This is a genomic window from Tenacibaculum profundi (assembly GCF_057162725.1).
This window is the reverse complement of the sequence record NZ_CM169894.1, coordinates 1,881,082-1,905,596: the sequence shown is the minus strand read 5'-3', so window position 1 is coordinate 1,905,596 and position 24,515 is coordinate 1,881,082. Positions and strand designations below refer to the sequence as shown.

Here is a 24,515-nt window from a genome sequence, read left to right as displayed (position 1 = left end):
GCTTAGACTGAATTTTGCGACATAAGTAAACAGAATTCAAAGTTAGTGATGAAAAAAATGTTGTTCATAGCCTTTATAGGTTTATGTAATTTGGTCTTTTCGCAAGGTAAAGGAACTATTGCAGGGGTGGTTACCGACAAAGAAATGGGAGGAGAGTCTTTACCTTTTGCTAATGTTTTTATTAAAGGAACTTCTATTGGAGGTACAACTGATATTGACGGAAAATACGCTATTAATGTGCCAGCAGGAGCTCAAACTATCGTATTTAGTTTTGTAGGATATGAAACGGTAGAGAAAACGGTATTTGTTAAAGAGGGACAAACGGTCATTGTAGACCAACTTTTGGGTGCTAACCAAGGCGTACAATTAGAAGAGGTTAAAATTAATGCTTCAGTAAGTAGAGAGAAAGAAAGCGCTTTAATATTAGAACAGAAAAAAGCTGTGTCTATTAAAACAAGCATCGGAGCTCAAGAACTTTCAAAAAAAGGAGTTTCAAATGCAGCAGCTGCAGTTACTAAAACAGCAGGGGTATCAAAAGGTGCTAAGAATGTTGTAGTAAGAGGCTTAGGTGATAGATATAACTCTACAACATTAAATGGATTACCATTACCATCTGAAGATCCTGAATATAAAAATATATCATTAAGCTTTTTTGATACAAGTATTATTCAAAGTGTTGGAATAAATAAGGTGTTCTCTTCTGATATCAATGGTGATGTTGGCGGTGCAAATATTGATATTGTCTCTAAGGATTTACGTAAAAAGAGAGTAGCGAACTTAGGAGTTTCATTAAGTGGTAACTCGCAAACTTTGGTAAAGAAAAATTTTCAAACTATTGATGGAACAAATAGGTTAGGTATTCAGAAGTTAAATCATGAGATAACTGACCTTAATACATATTCATTTAGTAATTCTTTCAAACCAAAAACTCAAAACTTTCAATTGAATAATTCATTTTCTTTTAATTATGGGAAAAAGTATTCCGTTGGAGAAGAGGGAACTTTAAGTTATTTCTTTGTTGGAGGATTTAGCGGAGCTTACAATTTTATAGAAGGAAATATCAAACAAAATACCAATGATGGGGTAGCGGAGCCTTTTAGAGATATGGATTTCTCTGAATATACTTATAATACTTCTCAGTTACTTATGGGGAATTTAAAGTATAAATCAGGAAATGGATTAGATTTAGCATATAATCATTTATTTATTCATAATAACAAGCAGAGTGTGGGTGATTACTATGGGAAAGATGACCCACAAGAAGAAGGTGATTTAGTTTTTCGCCGTAGACAGCAAACTAATAATAACGAATTGTATGTAAATCAATTATTGGCTAAGTATAAATTTAATGATCGATTGACTATAGAAGGGAAAGGAGCTTTAAACTTTGTTAGAGGAAATGAACCTGATAGAAGAACTAATAATTATTTGACACGAAATGGTCAAACGGTTCCAAATCCGGGTAGTGCTGGGTATAATGAAAGGTATTTTTCAAAACTTCAAGAGAATGATTATGCAACAAAAGCAATATTGAGTTATAAATTAAGTTCAAACGAGGAGGATAAAAACGTATTCGATCTCGGGGTAGATTATCGATATACAGAGCGTTTGTTTGCGGCAACAATTTTTAATCATAATTTCTCTGGTTTTGATGTAGGAGTTGATGTCAATAATCCAGATGCCATCTTTAATCAACAGTCTGTTGATAATAATGTATTTGGATTTTGGACCGCTAGAGGTAGGCGTAATGATGATTTGAAAACATTTATACCATTTACCTATAGAGGAAAGCGTTTAGTAAGTGGTGCTTTTTCAAATGTAGTTTATCAACTAGGTGAAAAGTTAATTCTTTCTGGTGGGGTTAAATTTGAAAGAGCTGCTCAGAGAGTTACCTATGATACGAATATAGCGAGAAGTGAAGTGGATGGTCCATCTGAAATAGATAAAACGTATATATTACCTAGTTTCAATGTAAAGTATAGTTTTAATGATGATAATATTTTTAGATTGGCAGTAAGTCAAACTTATACCTATCCTCAATTCAAGGAAATAGCGCCTTTTAAATACCAAGATATAAACTTTGCAAGTCAAGGAGATCCAAACTTAAAGCCATCAGATAATTATAATATAGATTTAAAATATGAGCATTATATATCTTCTGGTGAATTAATTTCTTTAACAGGGTTTTATAAATTGATTAAAAATCCAATTGCTAGAAGTGAAATTTCTAGTGCAGGAAATACCTTAACTTATTTAAATGTAGGAAAAGATGCCTATGTATACGGGGTTGAATTGGAGGCAAGAAAAAAACTTGTTGATAATAAAGAAAAGGATTATCAATTAAAGGGAGGTTTAAATGCATCGTATTTATATTCTAGAGTTAATTTAAATTCTAATTCAATAGCACAATTTCAACAAAGTTCTAGTGAGTTAGAAGGTGCTACTCCGTTTTTATTAAATGCGGATTTAGCTTTTACCAAGAAGTACGAGAATAGTGAGTTTACCTCGTCAATTGTTTTAAATTATTTCAGTGATAGAGTATATTCTATTGGAACCAGAGGTTTTGAAAATATAATAGAGAAAGGAATTCCAACCTTAGATATTGTTTCTTCATTAAGATTAGCAAAGAAATATAGCTTGAAATTGAAATTAATGAACTTGCTGAATCCTGAATTTCAAACAAGTAGGGATGGTTCTGTGAACAAGAATAGTGTAGTGTTAAGAAATTATAAAAAAGGAGTAAATATAAGTTTAGGTTTTTCTTATGATTTTTAATCGTAAGCCTAAAATCATAGCGATTCATTAAAGATTAAGTATAAATAAAGAAATATTAGTAATGCAAATTTGCAGAGACTAAAACAAAATAATAATATAAATAAAATGAAAAAAATTATTTTATCAACGATAGCATTCTCATCTTTATTCTTTGCTTCATGTTCATTAGATAATGATGATGAAATTTCAGGAGTAAATCCAATTGAGCCAGTAACTACTCAAAATTTAGCAGGAAACTTAACTACTGATTTAAAATTACAGTCTGGATTTGATTATACTTTGACGGGAGCTTTATTGGTTAAAGATGGCGCTACTCTAACTATTGATCCAGGAGTAAGAGTTAAAGCCTTGGCAGGAGGAACTGATGTATATCTTTTAGTAGAAAAAGGGGGTAAAATTATTGCGAATGGTACAGAGTCAAACCCCATTGTGTTTACCTCAAACGCAACAAATCCTCAATCTGGTGATTGGGGAGGTATTATCTTAAATGGTAAAGCACCATTAAGTAGACAAAACGGTGCTGAAAGTAATTCAGCATCAGAGGTTAATACAGCTGTTATGTATGGGGGGGCTATAGCCAATGATAATTCTGGAGTTTTAAATTACGTAAAAATTGAATATACGGGAGCTAGAATTGATAATAATGCAGAGCATAATGGATTGACTTTAAATGGAGTTGGTTCAGGAACAACTATTTCTAACATCGCTATTTTAAACGGTGATGACGATGCCATTGAATTTTTTGGAGGTACAGTAGATGCAACAAATATTTTAGTTGTAAATGCTAAAGATGATATGTTTGATTTTACACAAGGTTATGTAGGTACTTGTACAAATTTATATGGAGTTAGAGAAAATGGTTTTACTGCGGTAACAGATGATCCTCGTGGGATCGAAGCTGATGGGAATTTAGATGGAATCACCCCTTCTGATATTAACCAATCTAATTTTATAATAAACGGATTGACCATCATAAATAATGCAGAAATGGTAAATTCCAATGGAGAAGCAATTGGTTTATCTGATGCAATCAAAATTAGAAGAGGAGCAGCTGCAAACATTACCAATGCTTATTTAGCTTTAGGGACTGGAGCAATATTTTCAGATGTTATCGATTTAAAAGATTCAAAAGGTGATGCAAACGATACTACGAGTATAACAGCAAATGTAAACCCTGCAAATGGTTTAGATTCTAGTGATATTAAGAATACTACTTCTGGTGGAGCAACAATTAATGTTACAGAAGCTACAACTGGGGGAGCTGATATTTCGGTTTTTGCTTGGACAGGATATAATTTTTAATGAGTAGCATAAAGTATGAAAACCGAGCATTAAGCTCGGTTTTTTTATGCTTTTATTTTATCTAAAACTCCAGTTTTTATACTGCGTTGATTTTTCTAAACGATTCTCTAAATCATTCGGTAAAGAAGGGAAAAAGTCGATCCCTGTTTTCTTTTCTATTTCGTCAATAGAAGTAACAAATTCATAAAGGGGTTCAGTACTTTCTTCGTGAGGCATTAAAAATGCGATTGCTTTAATTTCAGGTTCGGAGTAATCTAAAATAATCTTGTAAAATTCTTTTGGAATACTTACGTTTTCTTTTCCTATAGTTTTTAAATTATTATTTAAAATTCCCCCAGTAACAACATATAACTGATCATATTTCTTTGCCCAATACCTGGTTTTTTGTTCTAGTTTGTTCCAAATACCAGCATTAAACTTATGTTTTTGAGGTGAAATGTTAGAGGTGTAAAAAGTTTCATCATGCGCCTTTTTAGAAAATCTTCTGTCGCCGGCAGGACATAAATGACCTCTATCGTACCCTGATCTTTTATAGTTTCTCCAATCTGCTGATTTACTTTTAACTTTTGGGTCTCTAATGAAAAAAGGTCGTTTATGGTTTATTTTAACAACATCTTCACCTCTCAATGAATAAGCAACCCATTCAGCTTGTTCATGATTTTCGTTATATGATAACTGATAATTTTCATGATGAATAATAACGCCTGTTGTTGAGGTAGGAAGGTAATTAAAGTTTTGCAACTTTTTGCTTTTAGACAAAGTATGCTCTACTTTATTTTGTTTGTTTTTTTCTGATTTATTGAGCCAAAAACTTACAGCAAAACCAACTAATAATACAAAGACTTTTATTTTTCTTGATGTTGTCATGATGGTTTGATTAAAATTTCTTCAAAATTTTCTGTTTTTTCAACTTTATTAAATATTGAGAGGAATTTGATTGGGGGAATTGTTAATTTTCTCTTAGCTAAGTCTAACCAAGCGCCATATACATTTATAATAGCTGAAAGTTCTTTGTTGTTATTGAAAACTTCATGTTGAATTTTCCATCTTTCAGCATTTTTTGATAAGCCAAGTAATTTTAAATTAACCGTTATATCTTCTCCTAAATGAATTTCTTTTAAAAATTTTGTGTTTTCCTCAAATAGAATAGGGCCAATTTGTTCTTTAGTGAAATCATGTACGGTTATATTCTGCTTCTTAAAAAAGCGTAACCTACATTCTGCTGCATAATCGTTATAGGCCGTATGACGCATATGAATATTGGCATCGAAGTCAGCCCATTTGGTAACAAAGTTTACTTCAAAGTTCATTGTAATCGTATTTTGAACGAAATTAATTAAATTCTATAAAAAGACGTTTGAAAATTTTAAAGTGTTGTTATTTGTATGCTATAGGTCCTTGTTTTTTATGATTTAACATCTAAAACATCTCTTAGTACATTACCTAAAAGCATAAAAGACATTACCAAACACATTATGGCAATTCCAGGCACAATTGCTAAAAAAGGTTTTCCTAAGATGATATAATTGTAGTGATTTTTTATCATAGATCCCCATGAAGGAATTGGCGGTTGGGCACCTATTCCAAGAAAGCTTAGGCCACTTTCAATGAGTATAGCTGACGCAAAGTTTGCTGCTGAAATAACAATTATTGGAGCAAATATATTAGGAATAATATGCTTAAAAATAATTCTGAAATCTGAGTACCCTAAAGCTTTTGCAGCCTCAATATATTGCTCTTCTTTACAACTAATTACTTGGCCTCTTACGATGCGAGCTATTTCTACCCACATAGTCAATCCGACGGCAATGAATACTTGCCAAAAACCTTTGCCAAGTACTAATGTTATCGCAATAACAAGAAGTAAGGTTGGAATAGACCAAGTAATATTAATTATGAGCATAATTAGGGTGTCTATTTTACCTCCAAAATACCCGGCAATTGCTCCAATAGGAATTCCTATGATTAATGAGATAAACACAGCTACAAATCCTATAGAGAAAGATATTCTTGTACCAATGAGAAGCCTACTTAACAAATCACGCCCATACTTATCAGTTCCAAGCCAAAATGTTTTATTCTTTATGAATTTTCTAGGTTCATTTTTGAAAATTTCAAGAGGGTATAACTTGCTCATCCCTTCTGGATATTTACCAATTTTTAAATGATTATTTTCTATAGCATATGATCTAATTGGTATTTCCGGGTCTATTTTTGCTTTTCCTTGAAAAAGTGTTTCAAAAAAGTTGGTTTTAGTTTTTTTATGAGAAGGTATTGTAAGCATTAGACAATTAAAACCTGGTGGCTTCGAATGAATTTCTAAATGCATTTTGTTAGCATTATTACTGTTATCGGGAGTTAGAAAATAGCAAAATATTGAAATTAAAGCACAGGTTATGATGTAGATTAAGCATAAGAGACCTAATCTGTTTTTTATGAATTTTCTGAGTGCTACACCCCAAAGAGAAATTGATTCATTCATAAGTCAAAGCTAAATAAATGAATCTCTACGATCAACTTTTTTAAGAAAGAATGTGCGTAATAATATTTTTTAATTTTTAGAATTCTAAAAAAAAGTAAAAACAGTTATGTGAATTTAGTGATCAATGAAATAAGTTTTGATTCAACTTCATCATAATTTACATGCCCAAATTGAGAAAAAAGAATTTCATAAGAATCATTAAAGATTACCATAGTGGGGGTTCCTTTAAATTGGTTAAGAACAAAGGTTAAAGCTAAACTATCTAAACTTTTTAGATAGTTATATACCTTGCTGTGTAATGTTTTCTTTTCAAATTCAGGCCAAAGGTTAAATTCAGGATGAAGTTTACAAATGATTGAGGCCGCCTCATTAAAATTAAAATTTTCGTCAACTATTTTGTCAAATGCAACAGGAAAATTTATGGGATGTGGATAGTTATCAAAGCCATGTTGTTTGAGTACTTTTCGAGTTTCTCCAATTGTTTCACCTTGTTCGATTAATTTTTTTGTATTTATTGCTGTATTATAATTGAAATCTTCAAAGGCTGTTGATATTCCAATAAAACTAACTTTATCTTTAAATTTTTCATAGAGTTTATTAACAATGGGTATTCCGTAAATGAAACACCCAGGACAATTGACTTGAAAAATAAATAGAAAATTGATTTTATTTAAATTAAAATTTCCTTGGATGATTTTACCATAATGTAAATTTAATTTTTTCATATCTATAAATAATTCATTTGTTATGAGTAATAAGCTACTTTATTTCCAATAATTATTGGCTGCAGCGACTGTCTGAAAATTTAAAGCCACAACTTGAGAAGCCATAGTTAACCCTTTTGCATCATTAGCATAATTAGGACGACTTTTTTTTAAAATTTCGATATCGGGTTGGGTATATTTAACACCCATACGTGAGAGTTTAATCGCTAATTCAAAGCCTTCTTCTGGTGAATTGGTAATTAAGCTTGGTAACCATTGTTCTTTAAGCATAGTTAAATTTTGAATTAATTACAATTTTCCATTTCGATTATATAATATCCCTTGTCCAATATTTGTTTTTCAACATCATCAGGAGCTTTTTCCATATGACAAAATTTACATTCATTTGTAGAGAGTTTATAGTTTGGAAGACCTTTGTTATTTAGGTAGTCTTTACCATAGGCGTATACGTTTTCAATAGATTCATTATCCTTAACAATGATGTCAAAATGCATTATTATGCTGTTTCCTTTAGGAACATATGTGTCGTAGACTGATACTTTCATAAGTGTTTCTTTAAGTTTAAAATTTATTTTACGAGACAAATATAGTTAGTAATCCTAACTAAAAAAAATAAGTTTTATAAATTTTATTTATTGATAGATTATTTTCTCTAATAGGTTACATACAGTTTATAACTTTGAAGTTGTTTTTTCATTGAATTCTATTATGTATCTATATAATAGAAAAGTTATATGTTTAATTTTAAATTTAGGAAGAATAAAGTATTCTTGATTTCGAATATGATTTTTATTTTGAAAAGCAATTTTTGAATTATTAATAGATTTACTATCTAATGAAAATTATTTTTTAAAAAATAGCATGAAGTGATTTGGGTAAAGCGCTATTGCTTAAATTAAATTATTAATAGTACTAAAAATAGGTCATAAAAAAAGGCTGTCAAAAAACAGCCTTTTTTATATTTTAAATTGCTTCAACAAATAACCCTTGCTCTGTTTTTTCAACTTTAGCAAGTTTATTTTTTGTTAAACCTTTAATAGTCTTATCCCATTTTTTATTACTTAAACCACTTTTGGATTTTAAGTCATTAAGATCAATTTTTGTAGCTTTTGTAATGATTTCTAAAACAGATCGTTCATCATCATTTAATTCAATAGTAGGAGCTTTTTTTTCTGGTTTCATTTGTGGAAAAAAGAGAACCTCTTGAATAGATTGATTATTTGTTAAGAACATGATTAAGCGATCAATACCAATTCCCAAACCAGATGTAGGTGGCATTCCGTATTCTAGTGCTCTTAAAAAGTCCTGATCAATAAATTCACCCGCTTCATCATCGCCTCTTTCAGCTAATTTTAATTGTGCTTCAAAGCGTTCACGTTGATCTATAGGGTCATTTAATTCTGAGTAAGCATTGGCAATTTCTTTACCGCAGACCATTAGTTCAAAACGTTCTGTCAGTTCTGGATTATCGCGATGCTCTTTACAAAGAGGAGACATTTCTTTAGGATAATCGGTTATAAAAGTTGGCTGAACATAGTTGCCTTCGCATTTTTCTCCAAAAATTTCATCAATTAGCTTTCCTTTACCCATAGTTTCGTTTACCTCTATTCCCATTCCTTCAGCAGCTATTCTTATTTGATCTTCAGTTTTTCCAGTAATATCAAACCCTGTAAAATGTTTAATCGACGCGGCCATTGTAACCCTTTTATATGGTGCCTTAAAGTCAACTTCATGATCTCCAAAAGTTGCTTTAGTTGTTCCATTAACAGCTATAGCACAGTGTTCGAGAAGTTTTTCTGTAAACTCCATCATCCAGTTGTAATCTTTATACGCCACGTAAATTTCCATGGCAGTAAATTCTGGATTGTGTGTTCTATCCATGCCTTCATTTCTGAAGTTTTTAGAAAATTCATATACACCATCAAAACCTCCAACAATTAAACGTTTTAAATACAATTCGTTTGCTATACGCATGTACAAAGGTATGTCAAGAGCATTGTGGTGTGTTGTAAAAGGTCTGGCTGCAGCACCTCCTGGAATTGGCTGTAAAATAGGGGTTTCTACCTCGAAATAACCAGCGTCGTTGAAAAATTGACGCATGGCTGAAAATAATTTTGTTCGCTTAACAAAAACTTCTTTTACGTGAGGGTTCACTACCAAATCTGCATAACGTTGACGATAACGAAGCTCTGGATCTGTAAAACCATCGTAAGTATTGCCTTCAGAATCTACTTTTGGTAACGGTAACGGTTTTAATGATTTACTTAGTAAGGTGAAATTTTTGACTAGCACAGTAGGCTCTCCAACTTGTGTTACGAATAATTCTCCTTCAACTCCTATGAAGTCACCAATATCTAATAATTTCTTATATATGTCATTGTATAATGCTTTATCTTCTCCTGTACAAATTTCATCTCTATTAAAGTAAACTTGTATCCTTCCATAACTATCTTGCAATTCAGCAAAAGAAGCTTTTCCTTGAATACGACGAGACATTAATCTACCAGCAATAATTACCTTTTTACCTTCTTTGAAATCAGCTTTAATTTCCTTTGAATTTGTGTCTAAGGGAAATAAATCTGCTGGGTATGGATTAATGCCGAGCTCTTTCAGTTTGCTAAGCTTTTCTCTTCGTACAACTTCTTGTTCTGATAATTGCATTGCTTTGTTTTTTACGTTTTAAAATTTAAAGCTACAAAGATACAATCTATTACTTATTATTCAATGTGGTGTTGAATCAGTTTTTAGGGTTTGTTTTTTTTTTAGTTTAATTTTAATTTATATATTTGCAGGCTGTCTTGTTAAAAAGGCAGTATTTAGTTGTGTTGTTAAGGTGCTTTAAGGCACCGTGGTTTTGTTACCAATGGAAAGCTTCCCTGAAATGGGTTGCTTTTTTTTTGACGCTATTTAGTGCTACATAAAGTTTATTGGATTAATAAAAAATTAAAATAAACCTTCTCTGTGTTCCCATAACTTTATTAAAAAAATAGTAAAATAAGTAAATGCTACAATGAATTTAAGAGTAATTGATACTATAAAACCGACAAAAGCTCCAAATGAAGCTTTTAAAACTCTTTTAATATTTTGATTATAAATAAGTTCACCAATGAACGCGCCTAAAAGAGCACCTATAATTATTCCAAAAGGAACAGGAATAATCATTCCAATTATTAATCCAATGGTTGTCCCGTATATGCCAAACTTTGTGCCACCAAATTTCTTTGTGCCAATAGCAGGGATAAAATAGTCTAAAACAAAAATAATTAGAGCGATAATAAATGTTGTCAACAAAAATATCACATTCATAGGGACAGCCTCTGTTATATGAAGAATCCATAAGCCAAACCAACCTGTTAGTGGACCGGGTAGAATAGGCAAAAAAGAGCCTATAATTCCCAAGCAGGAAAAAATAAAGGCAATGGTTAGTAAAAATAAATCCATAGATTATTTTTTAGTTGTTATGATTACATAAACAATAGACTAAAAATGTTAAAATTTGTTACATATAACTATAAAATTAGTTTAAACTAATTTTATAGTTATATTTGTAAATGTTTGATAATAAGAATATGATGAATAAGCAATTAACAAAAGGGGAAGAGCAAATAATGAAAGTTTTATGGAGTTTATCTGAAGCTTCTGTCAAAGAAGTTATTGAAAAATTAGAGTCACCTAAGCCAGCCTATAACACAGTTTCTACAATCATTAGAATTTTGGAGACAAAAAACTTTGTTGGACACAAATCAAAAGGTAGAGGGTACGTTTACTTTCCATTAATAGAAAAAAGTGATTATAGTAATCAGAGTCTACATAAGTTAATGAATGGGTATTTTGAAGGTTCTTTTAGAAGTATGGTTTCTTTTTTTATGAAAGAGAATAAATTGGATGTCAATGAACTCGAGAGTATAATGAAAGAAATTAATAAAAATGATAAGCTATGATCAATTACATTATCCAAGTAATATTGTTTCAGGGGCTATTCATATTATTTTATGACTTATTCCTGAGTAAGGAAACTTTTTTTAAACAGAATAGAGGGTATTTAATAATCACTTTGTTGTTGTCTTTTTTTATACCAAAAATTGATTTTTCTGTAGTGTCAAATGAAATTGTAAAGAATTATATTATTCAGTTACCAGAAATTGTTTTATCACCTCAAGGTGTAATTGAAAAAACATTTTGGTATGATTCGTTGTACAACTTTAAAATAATATTTGTTATCGGTGCTTCAATTTCGTTTGTAATTTTTACGTTAAAATTAATTCAGATTTCAAGGTTAATCTTGAGTAACCGAATTAAAAAAGAATCTGAATATAATTTGGTGTTTTTAAATAATGGATTAAGAGCATTTTCTTTTTTTAAATACATTTTCATAAGTGAAAAAATCGAAGGATTCAAAAAAGAGCAGATTATTAAACATGAACTAATTCATGTAAAACAAAATCATAGCATTGATTTGTTAATTATAGAGGTGCTTCAGGTGCTAATGTGGTTTAACCCTTTATTACTAATATACAAACAAAGAGTAATGGTTTTGCATGAATACATAGCTGATGCTAATGTGGTAGAAGAAACAGGAAGAGTTAATTATATTAATAATTTATTGTCAGAAGTATTTCAGGTTGAATGTATTCCATTTATTAATCAATTCTACAAACATTCTTTAATCAAAAAACGAATTATTATGATTAAGAAAAAACAATCTAAAAAAGTTAACAACTTCAAATATTTATTGATATTTCCAACTCTAGTAGCAATGATTTTATACGCTTCAATAAGTACTGCTAAAGCTGATGATGAAACAGCTGAAAATATTTTGATGAAAATTATTAATGAGAGAAATAAAGAGAAAGAGGTTGAGAAAACACAAAGAGTAACTAATTCCGTAACTCCAAAAGTAGCCCCTTATAAGTTAGTTCATAAAGGACCGATTTTTCCAGGATGTTATGAGGATGCGACCAAAGCATGTTTCAATTCTAAAATGTCAGATTTTATTGCAAAAAATTTTGATATGAATAGCCTTCGAAGTTTGAGTACTGATTTACCACCTGGTAAGAAAAGAATCTATGCTATTTTTAAAATAGCTACAACCGGTAAAATTATAGATATAGAAACAAGAGCACCAAATAAAAAATTGAGAGATTATACACGTAGGGTTATAGAAAAGCTGCCCAATATAACTCCTGGTGAGAATGAATTGGGGGAAAAGGTTATTGTTGGTTATACCTTACCTATAACTTTTAGTATTGAAAAGTAAAATTCAAGAACATAAAGAATGATGAAAAAAAAAATATTTGTTGTATTTGTTTTGATTATTTTAAAGGTCAAAGGTCAAACTTTGACATTTAATTCGATTGATAGTTTAGTGAGTATCGGAAGATTTAAAAAGGTGAAGTTATTTCTTGAAAATCAAAAAAATACATTTTTAAAGTATGAAAAGTTAGCTGAATTAAGTGAGGTATTTGATGATAATGAGAGAGCTATTAGTTTTTTGGAAAAAGCACTTACTCTTAAGGAAGAATATAAAGTAAGGGTTAAGCTTATAAAACTATATAAAAAACAAAAGAAGTATGAAAAAGCAATTTTTCTTGAAGAACAAATTTTAGAAAATGATAAAGGAAATCAATTTATTGCTTATGATTTAGCTAAATTATATATAAAAGTAGGTAAAGCGGAAAAAGCTTTGGTGTTGCTGAATTTTCTTGTTTTGACAGATGATGAAAATGCTAATTACTCGTTTTACAAGGCAAGAGCCTATGAGGTATTAGCGAAATATATAAAAGCTATTAAATATTATAAAGAAGCTTTTTTTAAAGACAAGGAACATTTTTACGCTATTAAAGAATTGGCTATGTATTTTGCCGGAATTAAAGCTAAAGACTCACTTGTTTTTTATATTGATAAGGGACTAGAATTACGACCAGAAGATATTGATTTAAATCGTCTTAAAATAAATGAGCTTTTTAGGGAGAAGAAATACGATGAGTCTTTAAAATTATTAATGAAAATCGATTCTTTACAACCTAATCAACATTATACAAATAAAATGATTGCCCGATGTTATTATAAATTAAAGGATTTCAAAAGCGCACGGGATTATTTTGAAAAGGCTTTATCTATAGAAAAAAATGATTACAAAATATATACCTATTTCGGTGATATGTATTTTGATGAAGAACAATATGATAAAGCGAGGTTAAATTATTACATGGCTACTCAAATAGCAAAAGATTCTCGGAGTGTAGAGTATCTTAAAGAAGGAGAAGCATATGAAAAATTAAAAAAATACAAGAAAGCATTAAATAGCTATAGGATATCATTTGAGGGTAATAAAAAGAATTATAAAGCGCTTTATAAGATAGCTGTGCTCAATGATATTATATATAATAAGGATAAAAAGAAAGCGTATAGATATTACAAAGAATATTTCCGTAAATTTAAGTTAAGTAAGGTTGAGCTAACACGCAATGTGAGTAATAGAATGAAAGAAATTAGAAAATATTACTTTAAACAAGGAGTTGTTCTAAAATAATTTAAATTATTTATGTTAATAAAATCGATAAAACGTGTTTTTTAGGGGTTAAATAGCTGTTTTTTAGGGTTTAAGATCGTTATAAATACAAAATCGAACGTTTGTTTGTTAATTTTTTGTTAAATTTAACAAATTTTAAAATGTTCAATTATGAAGAAATTGTTGTTTACACTTACAACCTTTATTCTTCTGTTAGTTTCATGTAGCGATGATACGTCAGGAGACTTAATTAATCAAAACCTTTCACAAAATGAAGATAAAAGAGATGTAACAATTGTCTTTGATAAACAGAGTAGCTTATCAGAGTCGATTGTGAGTGTGGAAGAAAATAAAATTGTGTTTAAGAAAGATAATAGCTTAAACTTAAAGAGTCAAGAGTATCTTGTAGCAGGACAACTAGCAGTAGCACCAAATGGTTTTTTGAGAAAAATAAAATCCATTTATGAAGAAGGTGATAAAGTAGTTGTAGAAACAGAGATTGCTGAGGTTACGGATTTAATGCCAGATGGTAATCTTGATGTAATTTATAACTATGATAACTTGAAGCTTAAAAAGTCTTTGAAGACTGATAAGGGAGATTTAGTTTCTTATAAGACTTCTTCAGAGAAAGGTAGAAATCTTGGAAGTTTTACTATTTCTTTGAATAGAGTAATTTTTGATGCTGATGGGAATCATAAGACAACCCATGATCAAATCCGTGCGAATGGAAGTTTCACAGTGCAACCTTCATTAGATTTTGGTGTTCGTTTTCATTGGTGGCATTTACAAGAATTTAGATCTATTGTGACTAGTAGAAAAATTGCTAATCTTGATTTGACATGGAGTCATTCAGTTCCTTTATTTGGGCATAGTATTCCATTAGCTCAAATTCCGTTGCCACCAGTTACTTTTTGGATAGGATGGGTTCCAGTAGTTATAACTAATTCTGTTAATATTTCTTTAGATGCTAATGGTTCAGTGAATGCTAGTATTTCAACAGGCGTTCAGGGGTCTGTAATTTTAAGAGAGGGGATTCATTATAATAGAGGTCGTGGATGGAATTATATTCATGAAGCGCATAATTTAAATTTTAAATTTAAGCCTTTGTCAGCAACTGTTGGTTTTAACTCGTCAGTAGCATTAAATGGGGCTTTTAATACATCGTTTTATGGGCTTTTGGGTGTTGGAATTGGTGCCAACGCAGGCTTTTATGTGAATGGAACTTATTATGTTGACTCAAATAGGCTTAGCTTTATTAATTATTTTGCAGGATTTGAAGCGGGAATGAACGCATATGCAAGAGCCGGACTTTTTGGTATTCCAGGTTTAAATTTTACATGGGGTTATCCAATATGGTCTCAAAGTTGGCCTATTACACAAGGAACAATTCCTTTATAGTCTTTTAAAATAAGTTTATTAAAAAAGCTATAAAAGTAGTCTGATGCAAGTTAGACTACTTTTTTTATGTTGAATTATGTCTTATCTTTCGCTTAAAAATCAGGTAAATGAGGTTTTATTTTATTTCATTTCTTTTATTTTTAAATTCTTGTAATTACTCAATAAAAAGTAGTTTTGAAAAGAAAAATTATCTTGAAGCAATAAATATTAATCAGATAGATCATTTTCCAGCTTTCTTAAGTTGTGATAGTCTTAGTAATATTAACAGAGAAAGATGCTTTAAAGAAGGGGTTCTAAGGAGGGTTAAGAAAAATTTATTTCTGGAAAACATTCAAGTTGAAGGAGAGATTAATGAACAAGTTATATTGAGTATAAAAGTATGTAAAACAGGTAATATAAAACTAGAAAAAATTCAATCATCTAAAGCGGTATTAAAAAAAATACCCATGTTGGATAGCCTTTTAAACACTGCTATTAAAAAACTGCCAAAAGTAAAGCCAGCTATAAAGAAAGGAGTTGCTGTGACATCACAATTTACATTACCTATAAAAATTCATTAAATGATTTGTAGCTTTTGAGATCCTTAAATTAAAAAAAGTGTTTATATGTTGTTTTTTATAGACTCAAAAGTTCGTCAATGAACTCACGTTTATTAGATAATCTAGGGACTTTGTGTTGGCCTCCTAACTTCCCTTTTATTTTTAACCATTCATAGAACAAGCCATTTCTAGCTTGATGAACTTTTGGCATTCCTAGGGTCATATTATTATAACGTTTTGCTTCGTAGTCTGAATTGCAATTCTTTAGATGGCTGTCTAACATTTCAGTAAAAAAATCTAGATTTTCTGGAGCCTTACCAAATTCTATTACCCATTCATGAGCACCTTGAATACTATTATCCATAAAAACAGGGCCAACTGTGTAATCTTTAACTGTTGCATCTGTTTTTAAGCATGCAGCCTTTAGGCTCTCCTCAGCATTCTCAATAATCAATTCTTCTCCAAATACGTTTATATGATGTTTCGTTCTACCGGTGACTTTAATTCTATAAGGGTTTGTGGAGGTAAATTTAACTGTATCACCAATTAAATAACGCCATAGGCCACCATTAGTAGTTATAACAACTGCATAGTTTGTGTTTTTTTCAACCTTTTCTAAAGGAATGGCAATAGAGTTTTCACCGTCAAAATGGGGCATGGGAATAAACTCATAAAAAATACCATAATCAAGCATTAATAAAAGTTCATCTGAGTTGTTTTTGTCCTGTATTCCGAAGAAACCTTCCGAAGCGTTATATGTTTCATAGTATTTAAAAGATTCTTTTGGAATTAATTTTTTGTATTGCTCACGATATGGATTGAAGTTTACTCCTCCATGAAAATAAACTTCCAAGTTAGGCCAAACTTCTAATATATTGCTCTTGCCCGTTTTTTCCAACACTCTGTTTAGTAAAACAAGCATCCATGATGGAACCCCTACGAGGCTAGTAATATTTTCATTAATGGTTTCATCTATAATTGCTTCCATTTTTGTTTCCCATTCACTCATTAAAGCTACCTCTTGTTTGGGAGCAGAACTGAAATCAGCCCAAAAAGGCATATTCTCTATTATTATAGCAGATAAATCTCCGAAGTTAGAGTTATTGTCTTCATAGACATTAGAACTTCCACCTAGTCTAAGACCTTTACCTGTAAATAATTGTGCGTTTTTGTTGTTGTTAATATAAAGACATAACATATCCTTCCCTGCTTTAAGATGACAGTCTCCGATTGCTTGATCACTAACAGGGATAAACTTACTTTTTGCGTTAGTAGTACCACTGGATTTAGCAAACCAACGAATTTGGGTTGGCCAAAATATGTTTTGTTCTCCTTGCCTACATCGTTCAATTAAAGGTTCAATACTCTCGTACTTTCTAATAGGAACTTTCTTAATAAAATCTTCATATGATTTAATAGAAGAAAAGTTGTGCTGTTTTCCATATTCGGTGTTTTTTGCGGTATTTAGTAGTTTTGACAAAACTTCGTTCTGAACATAAACAGGGTATTTCAGGAAAAGTTCTACCTGATGTTTTCGTTTTTTTAAAAACCAAGAAATGATTGAATTTATAAACGTAAACGCCATAATATTTTTTAAGTTTGTAGTTGTAGTTTATTGTTATGATTTTTTGATAATAAAACTATTTCTAGTTTAGTTAAAACAAGTAAATAATTTTAGATAAAAGTAATAAAATTTAGGTTATGGAATATCAAGGAGTGTTAAAAAAAATGTCAACTGAAAACTTAGAGTGTGTTCAATATTATTTGGATATGAAGTCTGACTTTTTGAATATTAACCAACTTTTAAATAGAGTTATTTCATTAAGTTTTATAACTTATGAGTGTTTAAATTGTGGTAGTGAAAGAGAAATCTATAGACAAGGATTTTGTAAAAAATGCTTTTTTGAATCACCAAGGGTTGCTGATTGGATTCTTAGGCCAGAGTTAAGTAAGGCTCATTTAGATAAAGAAGATAGGGATCTTGAATATGAAAAAGAAATGCAGTTACAGCCACATATTGTTTATTTAGCAAACTCAAGTAATGTGAAAGTAGGAGTAACAAGAAAAAGTCAGGTGCCAACTAGATGGATAGACCAAGGTGCGCATGAGGCAATTGAAATTTTAGAAGTGCCGAATAGATATTTAGCAGGAATTACAGAAGTTGCTCTTAAAAAGCATGTAGCAGATAAAACGAATTGGAGAAAAATGCTAAGAAATGATATTGAAGAAGCTGATTTGAAGGATTGGAAAGTAAAGTTGATGCCTTTTATTCCAGAAGAGACAAAAGAGTATTTTTTAGAAAAAGATAAGGCAATGAATATTTATTTTCCTGTAGAAAAATACCCCATAAAACCTAAAAGCTTGAATTTGATTAAACAGGAAAGTTTTGTAGGAAAATTAGTTGGAATTAAAGGACAATATCTAATTTTTGAGGACGACACAGTATTTAATATTCGAAGTAATGAAGGTTTAGTTGTAAGGATTCGGATTGTTAAAAAATAGGAGAGAAAACACTAGTTCATATTAAATAGAACTAGTGTTTTTCTGGATAAATTATTTATTTGCTTCGTTTTTAGCAGTATTCACCATTTGTTGGTTTGCTACAATAGCGAATTCAACGCGTCTATTTTTACTTCTCCCTTCTGCAGTATCGTTCGATGCTATTGGGTTTTCGATTCCTAAACCTTTTATTTGGAATCTATTTGGGTTTAATCCTTTACCAATAAAAAAATCTTTTACAGAGTTAGCTCTTTTTTCAGATAACGTTTTATTGTATTCTGCTCTACCAGTACTATCTGTATATCCATAAATAATAATATTGGTATCCTTGTATTCTTGGAAAACATTAATCAATTTGTTCAAATTAGCTCTAGAGGTTGTTGTTAACGAAGATTTGTTAACAGCAAATCTTATTGCGTTTTCTCCGAGTGTTAATTTGATCCCTTCACCAACTCTTTCTACCTCAGCTGTAGGGAGTGCTTGTTCGATTTGACGGGCTTGCTTGTCCATATTATTTCCAATTAACCCTCCTGCTACACCACCAATTACGCCACCTAAAACAGCTCCAAGTGCTGGGTTTTTTCTTGCTATGATCGCACCAAGTGCCCCGCCAGCAGCTGTTCCAATAGTAGCTCCTTTTTGTGTGTTATTTGCATTTTTTATAGCGCTACAAGAAGTAAAGGTGCTACCTGCCAGGAAAGACAATGCTAAAATATATAATATTGCTTTTTTCATTTTAAAAGTTTTTAATAATTATTTCTTTGAAAAGTATAGGTTATATCTTTGATACTACCCGCTACATCAACTTTGTTAGACAGTTGAAAACTTGTCTCAGATATGTTTTTTACGCTCATTATATAACCACTTTTGACTTGTTTCGCTTTATTACCATTGATAATTTTGAATATGAAATTTCCATCTGTATTGATATACCAAGTTATTGGTGAATCAAATGATTGGCATTTATTATTTCCTTTAATACGCATCGTTCCTTTGTTATTGTTGGATATAAAGTTCCAATCACTTCCAATAAAACATTGTGAGTCTAGCAGGTTGAATGAGGTAACGTTTAGATATTCCGATCCAGGAAACGTCACGGAGGTAATAGTCCAGTCACCTTTTAACATTCTTTCTTTTTTCCCATCTAGTTTATTGTTGGTAATAGATGTGGATTTACATCCTATACATAAACTTACCAATATGATTAATAATAAATTTTTTCTCATAATTTTAATTTTCTTATTTTAATTAGATTTACTTTCCTATTTTTTAGCAAGGGAACAATTTTTATTATTTTTTGTAAATAAATTCAGTGTTAAAACGGTTAAACATTTATGAAAGTCCAGAGATTTTTCCAGTATTATCGATGTGCATTCCTTCAGAGGCAGGTGCTGAGGGTAAACCGGGCATTCTCATCATTTTTCCGAGTATTGGAATGATAAATTTAGCTCCAGCTGCTATTTCTATCTCACGTACTGTAACTATAAAGTTTTCTGGTCTACCTATTAAGTTTTCATTATCAGAGAAAGATTTTTGGGTTTTGGCCATACAAATGGCAAAGTCATTAAAGCCTAATCGATCGATCCTTCGAAGGTTTAGTTGTGCTTTTTTACTGTATTCAACAGAGACAGCTCCGTAAACTTCTTTTGCAATAGTTTCAATTTTTTCTTTTACTGGAGATTTCCAGTCATAAAGAGGTTTGTATTGAGAGGATTTGTTTTCAATAACATCTACTACAGCCGTAGCTAAACTCTTAGTCCCTTCTCCTCCTTTAGCCCATCCTTCTGATGTTACAGCTTGCACTCCTAAGGCAGCGCATGCCTTAATAATAAAATCAACCTCTTCTTGAGAATCTGAGATAAATGAATTAATTGCTACAACAGGCTCAATATTAAATTTTCGAATATTTTCAATATGCTTTTCTAAGTTTTTAAACCCGTTTTTAATTCGTTCTAAATTTGGAGTATTGTATTCATCTTTTGGAGATCCTCCATGATGACGTAAAGCTCTTACCGTAGCCACTAAAACAATACATTTAGGATTCAATCCAGCATATGCGGATTTAATATTCAAGAATTTTTCAGCTCCTAGATCTGCACCAAAGCCAGCTTCAGTAACTACATAATTTGATAAAGATAGTCCCATTTTAGTGGCGAAAATGGTGTTAGTTCCTTGCGCAATATTAGCAAAAGGACCACCATGAATAATTGCAGGGTTTTCCTCTAATGTTTGAACTAAATTTGGTTTGATTGCATCTTTTAGTAGAATAGCCATGGCATCTTGAGCTTTTAAATCGCGAGCAAAAATAGGTTTCTTATCAAAGGTAAAACCAATAAAAATATTTCCTAATCGCTCTTTTAGGTTATCAAAGTTATCCGCCATACACAAAATAGCCATTACTTCAGAAGCAGGAGTAATATTGAATCCATCTTCTCTTGGAATACCATTCGTTGTTCCACCTAAACCAATTGTTATTTGGCGTAATGATCTGTCATTCATATCAATAACTCGTTTCCAGAGAATGGTTCTAGGGTCTAAGTTTAAGTTATTAGTTTTGCTTTGAAGATTGTTGTCAATTAGAGCAGATAATAAATTGTTCGCCTTTTCAATGGCATTAAAGTCTCCAGTAAAATGTAAGTTAATGTCTTCCATCGGTACTACCTGAGAATACCCTCCTCCAGCAGCTCCACCTTTAATACCAAAAACAGGTCCTAATGATGGTTCACGTAATACAACAGTGGCTTGTTTCCCAATTTTATTTAGACCTTCTGTTAAGCCAATCGATACAGTTGTTTTTCCTTCTCCAGCAGGAGTAGGTGTCAAAGCAGTTACTAAAACTAAATTATTGTTTTTAATTTGCTCCTCATTGATGAGGTTTAGGGGCAATTTAGCTTTATACTTGCCGTACATTTCTAAATCATCTTCATCAATGTTTAATTTCTTAGCAATGTGTTTTATATGTTTAAGTTTTTTTAACTGTGCAATTTCTATATCAGATAAATGTATTGTTTCATTATTCGATGTTTGCATAATCACTTTAGTGTTTGTTTTTTTATTTAAACTTTACCCTAATTAAAATTAAAGATTTACCAAAGGTAAAAAACAATATTTATATATAAAGTTATAGATAAACAAGTTCTTTGATTATAAATATCTTAAAAGAATTGGCAATTCTTTTTTTGAAATACTATATTTGCACGTTTAAAAAAGTCGATTTAAATTAATTAAAAATGCAAAACAAAGGTCTAATTAAATTATTTGCTGTTCTTTTTGGAATAGTAAGCGCCTATCAATTGTCATTTACATTTTTTGCCAATAAGGTAGAAAGTAGTGCTAAGGAGTACGCGAAAAAAAATGTTAAAGATAATAATGGTAGAGAGTTAGCTAGATTCGAAAGAAGATATCTGGACAGCGTAGCAAATAAGGAAGTAGTAAATTTAGGAATTGCCAAATTCACTTATGATGATATCAGAGATAAAGAGATGAATCTTGGTCTCGATCTAAAAGGGGGGATTAATGCAATTCTACAAGTGTCAGTTAAAGATATCCTAATAGGATTATCTAATGATTCTAAAAATGAGGTTTTTAGAGAGGCTCTGTCAAAAGCTGATGAAGCTCAAAAAAACAGTCAAGATAATTACTTAGATTTATTCTATGATGCATTCGTAGAATTAAGTAAGGGTAACGTTAAATTAAGTGATCCAAATATTTTTGGAGCAACTAAATCATTACGTGATAAAATAAACTTCAACAAAACAAATGAGCAGGTTAAATCGACTTTACAAGAAGAAATTAATTCTTCAATAAACACTGCATTTGAAGTATTACGTAGCCGTATTGATAAATTTGGAGTTGTTCAACCAAACATTCAGCGTATTGGTACATCTGGACGAATTCAGGTTGAGTTACCTGGAGCAAAAGATATTGAACGTGTTCAGAAGTTATTACAAAGTACTGCTGAATTACAATTTTGGGAAGTATTTACAAACTCTGAAGTAATTCCTTTTTTCCAATCAGCTAATATGAAGGCTATTGAATTATTAAAAGAAGAAGTAGAAGAAGAAGCTGAAAAAGTTAAGGACACGGTTAAAAAAGAGGATGATATTGATGATTTATTAGGTGAGGCTAAAGATTCAGTAAAAGTTGAAACCCAGAAATCATTATTTACTTACTTAATACCAAATTTCCAACAGGTTAGTTCTACTATTGCTTATGCTAAGTTACAAGATACAGCAATGGTAAATAGTCTTCTAGCTAATAAAGATATTAAGTCTTTACTTCCTAAAAATTTACGATATGCAAAATTCCTATGGGATTATAAACCATTTACACCGGAAAGAACTGAGCAGAATAAAGACCAAGATTTAACACCAATGATTGGACTTTATGCAGTGAAGTCAAATAGAAATGATGATGCGCCTATAGAGGGAGATGTTATTGCTGATGCAAAGCAAGATTTCCATCCTACTAGAGCCAACCAACCAGTTGTAAATATGCAAATGAATGGTGTTGGCACAAAAGCATGGGGTAAAATGACTACTGAAAATGCAGGGAAATTTGTCGCTGTTGTTTTAGATGATTATGTATATACTGCACCGTCGGTTAATGAGCCTATAACTAGTGGGAGTACTCAGATTTCTGGAGGAAACATGACTATAAATGAAGCAAAAGATATTGCAACTGTATTAAAGGCAGGTAAATTGCCAGCGCCAGCTCGAATGATTGAAGCAGAAGTTGTAGGACCATCGTTAGGTCAAGAGTCTATTAATGCAAGTATTTGGTCATTTGGTTTAGCTATATTACTTGTTTTACTATGGATGATTTTATATTACGGAAAGGCAGGTGTATATGCGAATGTAGCTTTGATTGTTAATATATTATTCATTTTTGGGATATTAGCTTCGTTTAATTCAGTATTGACATTGCCTGGTATAGCAGGTATTATCTTGACGATAGGTATGTCAGTTGATGCTAACGTGATTATTTTTGAAAGAATCAAAGAAGGTTTAAATGCGGGAAAAGGTTTAGGTGTTTCTGTAGATGAAGGATTTTCGGTTAAAGGAGCTTTGTCTGCTATTATCGATGCTAATATTACTACTTTATTGACAGGTTTTATTTTATATGCTTTTGGAACGGGACCGATTAAGGGATTTGCTTTAACATTAATGGTTGGTATTGCAACATCATTATTTACAGCTGTATTTATTACACGTTTGTTAATTGATAAATCGGTTAAAGATTCAGAGGATTTAACATTCAATACCAACGTTTCTAAAAATTGGTTTAAAAATATCAATGTTGAGTTTTTAAAGAAGCGTAAGTTGGCCTATATTGTTTCAGGAACATTAATTATTTTTGGATTGACTTCTATGTTAACACTAGGACTAAAACAAGGTGTTGATTTCAAGGGAGGTCGTTCATATGTTGTTCGTTTTGAAAAACCAATGAAGGCGAATGAAGTAGCAAATAATTTAAAAGATGTATTTGGAACAGCTCCAGAGGTTAAAACTTACGGAGCTGAAAATCAACTAAAAATAACCACTGTTTTCAAAATTGAAGATAAGAGTAAGGAGGTTGACGAAGAGGTGCAAAGTGCATTATTTAAAGGCTTACAACCTTATTTGGGAGATGTTTCCTATGAAAACTTTAAGCCTGGTTTTGAAAAAGTAAATAATGGAGGAGGTATTATGAGTTATATGAAGGTAGATCCTACAATAGCTGATGATATAAAGCAATCTGCCTTATGGGCCGTATTAGGGTCATTAATTGGAGTATTCTTGTATATATTATTACGTTTTAGAAAAATGGCCTTCTCTATTGGTGCTGTTGTAGCTGTATTTCACGATGTATTGGTAGTGCTAGGAGTTTTCTCTATTTTTTACAAAATTATGCCTTTTGACATGGAAATTGGTCAATCGTTTATTGCAGCAATCTTGACTGTAGTAGGTTACTCTTTAAATGATACCGTAGTTATTTTCGATAGAATTAGAGAGTATGCAAATAACAGTAATTCGCTTACGGCTAATTTGGTTGATAAAGCTTTAAGTAGTACTTTAGGAAGAACAATAAATACATCTTTAACAACATTATTAGTAATGTTAGCTATTTTCTTCTTTGGAGGTGATAGTATTAAAGGGTTTATGTTTGCTTTAATTGTTGGGGTAGTTGTGGGTACTTACTCATCATTATTCGTTGCAACACCAATTATGTTTGACGTAGCCAAGAAAAAAGAAAAAAAATAAATTATAATTGAGATTATAGTCAAACCGTTTTGAATAGAGTTC

The 24,515-nt window shown here is 31.0% G+C and carries 21 protein-coding genes; 9 read left to right on the top strand and 12 right to left on the bottom strand.

Going from position 1 to position 24,515, the window contains the following annotated elements; all coding sequences use genetic code 11:
- Positions 1 to 48 precede the first annotated feature (48 nt).
- Complete coding sequence (locus AC2GW8_RS07775; protein WP_440879307.1) at positions 49 to 2,775, top strand: TonB-dependent receptor; 2,727 nt, start codon at positions 49 to 51, stop codon at positions 2,773 to 2,775.
- 105 nt (positions 2,776 to 2,880) lie between these two features.
- A complete protein-coding gene (locus AC2GW8_RS07770; protein ID WP_440879306.1) occupies positions 2,881 to 4,077 on the top strand; it encodes a beta-helix domain-containing protein in 1,197 nt (398 codons plus the stop codon).
- Between the two features lie 57 nt (positions 4,078 to 4,134).
- On the opposite strand, the gene AC2GW8_RS07765 is transcribed toward AC2GW8_RS07770, so the two are convergent.
- The 8 genes from AC2GW8_RS07765 to AC2GW8_RS07730 form a co-directional block, all read right to left on the bottom strand.
- A complete protein-coding gene (locus tag AC2GW8_RS07765) occupies positions 4,135 to 4,944 on the bottom strand; it encodes a DNA/RNA non-specific endonuclease (protein ID WP_440879305.1) in 810 nt (269 codons plus the stop codon).
- On the bottom strand, positions 4,941 to 5,387 hold the full coding sequence (locus AC2GW8_RS07760) for an acyl-CoA thioesterase (RefSeq protein ID WP_440879304.1): 447 nt from the start codon (positions 5,385 to 5,387) through the stop codon (positions 4,941 to 4,943). Before AC2GW8_RS07760 ends, AC2GW8_RS07765 begins: the two co-directional genes overlap by 4 nt.
- 95 nt (positions 5,388 to 5,482) lie before the next feature.
- The gene (locus AC2GW8_RS07755) at positions 5,483 to 6,559 is read right to left on the bottom strand and encodes an ABC transporter permease (RefSeq protein ID WP_440879303.1); all 1,077 of its coding nucleotides are present in this window, start codon (positions 6,557 to 6,559) and stop codon (positions 5,483 to 5,485) included.
- A 104-nt stretch (positions 6,560 to 6,663) separates the two neighbouring features.
- Positions 6,664 to 7,284, bottom strand: coding sequence for a hypothetical protein (locus AC2GW8_RS07750; protein ID WP_440879302.1), 621 nt, complete (start codon positions 7,282 to 7,284; stop codon positions 6,664 to 6,666).
- A 39-nt stretch (positions 7,285 to 7,323) separates the two neighbouring features.
- Entirely contained in the window at positions 7,324 to 7,554 is a 231-nt protein-coding gene (locus tag AC2GW8_RS07745; protein WP_440879301.1) for a hexameric tyrosine-coordinated heme protein, read from the bottom strand.
- Between the two features lie 14 nt (positions 7,555 to 7,568).
- Positions 7,569 to 7,829, bottom strand: coding sequence for a DUF2024 family protein (locus AC2GW8_RS07740; protein WP_440879300.1), 261 nt, complete (start codon positions 7,827 to 7,829; stop codon positions 7,569 to 7,571).
- A 418-nt stretch (positions 7,830 to 8,247) separates the two neighbouring features.
- Positions 8,248 to 9,945, bottom strand: coding sequence for a lysine--tRNA ligase (gene lysS / locus AC2GW8_RS07735; RefSeq protein ID WP_440879299.1), 1,698 nt, complete (start codon positions 9,943 to 9,945; stop codon positions 8,248 to 8,250).
- A gap of 282 nt (positions 9,946 to 10,227) precedes the next feature.
- A complete protein-coding gene (locus AC2GW8_RS07730; protein WP_440879298.1) occupies positions 10,228 to 10,725 on the bottom strand; it encodes a DUF456 domain-containing protein in 498 nt (165 codons plus the stop codon).
- Between the two features lie 131 nt (positions 10,726 to 10,856).
- Between AC2GW8_RS07730 and AC2GW8_RS07725 the strand changes: the two genes are divergently transcribed.
- The 5 genes from AC2GW8_RS07725 (at position 10,857) to AC2GW8_RS07705 (ending at position 15,753) form a co-directional block, all read left to right on the top strand.
- Positions 10,857 to 11,225, top strand: coding sequence for a BlaI/MecI/CopY family transcriptional regulator (locus AC2GW8_RS07725; protein ID WP_440879297.1), 369 nt, complete (start codon positions 10,857 to 10,859; stop codon positions 11,223 to 11,225).
- Positions 11,222 to 12,541 carry a M56 family metallopeptidase gene (locus AC2GW8_RS07720; protein ID WP_440879296.1) on the top strand — a complete coding sequence of 440 codons (1,320 nt, stop codon included), beginning with the start codon at positions 11,222 to 11,224 and terminating at the stop codon, positions 12,539 to 12,541. The genes AC2GW8_RS07725 and AC2GW8_RS07720 overlap by 4 nt, the downstream gene beginning before the upstream one ends.
- A 21-nt stretch (positions 12,542 to 12,562) precedes the next feature.
- Positions 12,563 to 13,816, top strand: a complete 1,254-nt coding sequence (locus tag AC2GW8_RS07715; protein ID WP_440879295.1) for a tetratricopeptide repeat protein — start codon at positions 12,563 to 12,565, stop codon at positions 13,814 to 13,816.
- Positions 13,817 to 13,966: 150 nt separating this feature from the next.
- Positions 13,967 to 15,193, top strand: a complete 1,227-nt coding sequence (locus tag AC2GW8_RS07710; protein WP_440882167.1) for a hypothetical protein — start codon at positions 13,967 to 13,969, stop codon at positions 15,191 to 15,193.
- Between the two features lie 107 nt (positions 15,194 to 15,300).
- Positions 15,301 to 15,753 (top strand): energy transducer TonB, encoded by a 453-nt coding sequence (locus AC2GW8_RS07705; RefSeq protein ID WP_440882166.1) that lies wholly within the window; start codon positions 15,301 to 15,303, stop codon positions 15,751 to 15,753.
- 55 nt (positions 15,754 to 15,808) lie between these two features.
- Here AC2GW8_RS07705 and AC2GW8_RS07700 read toward each other — a convergent pair whose 3' ends face one another.
- Complete coding sequence (locus AC2GW8_RS07700; protein ID WP_440882165.1) at positions 15,809 to 17,317, bottom strand: GH3 auxin-responsive promoter family protein; 1,509 nt, start codon at positions 17,315 to 17,317, stop codon at positions 15,809 to 15,811.
- A 116-nt stretch (positions 17,318 to 17,433) separates the two neighbouring features.
- Between AC2GW8_RS07700 and AC2GW8_RS07695 the strand changes: the two genes are divergently transcribed.
- The gene (locus AC2GW8_RS07695; RefSeq protein WP_440882164.1) at positions 17,434 to 18,234 is read left to right on the top strand and encodes a DUF2797 domain-containing protein; all 801 of its coding nucleotides are present in this window, start codon (positions 17,434 to 17,436) and stop codon (positions 18,232 to 18,234) included.
- A gap of 51 nt (positions 18,235 to 18,285) precedes the next feature.
- Here AC2GW8_RS07695 and AC2GW8_RS07690 read toward each other — a convergent pair whose 3' ends face one another.
- The 3 genes from AC2GW8_RS07690 to AC2GW8_RS07680 form a co-directional block, all read right to left on the bottom strand.
- On the bottom strand, positions 18,286 to 18,966 hold the full coding sequence (locus AC2GW8_RS07690) for a YiaD family glycine zipper/OmpA-like lipoprotein (protein WP_440882163.1): 681 nt from the start codon (positions 18,964 to 18,966) through the stop codon (positions 18,286 to 18,288).
- A gap of 11 nt (positions 18,967 to 18,977) precedes the next feature.
- Positions 18,978 to 19,457, bottom strand: coding sequence for a hypothetical protein (locus AC2GW8_RS07685; protein ID WP_440882162.1), 480 nt, complete (start codon positions 19,455 to 19,457; stop codon positions 18,978 to 18,980).
- Positions 19,458 to 19,563: 106 nt separating this feature from the next.
- Entirely contained in the window at positions 19,564 to 21,261 is a 1,698-nt protein-coding gene (locus AC2GW8_RS07680; protein WP_440882161.1) for a formate--tetrahydrofolate ligase, read from the bottom strand.
- A 200-nt stretch (positions 21,262 to 21,461) separates the two neighbouring features.
- Between AC2GW8_RS07680 and secDF the strand changes: the two genes are divergently transcribed.
- The gene (gene secDF, locus AC2GW8_RS07675) at positions 21,462 to 24,473 is read left to right on the top strand and encodes a protein translocase subunit SecDF (protein ID WP_440882160.1); all 3,012 of its coding nucleotides are present in this window, start codon (positions 21,462 to 21,464) and stop codon (positions 24,471 to 24,473) included.
- Positions 24,474 to 24,515 lie beyond the last annotated feature (42 nt).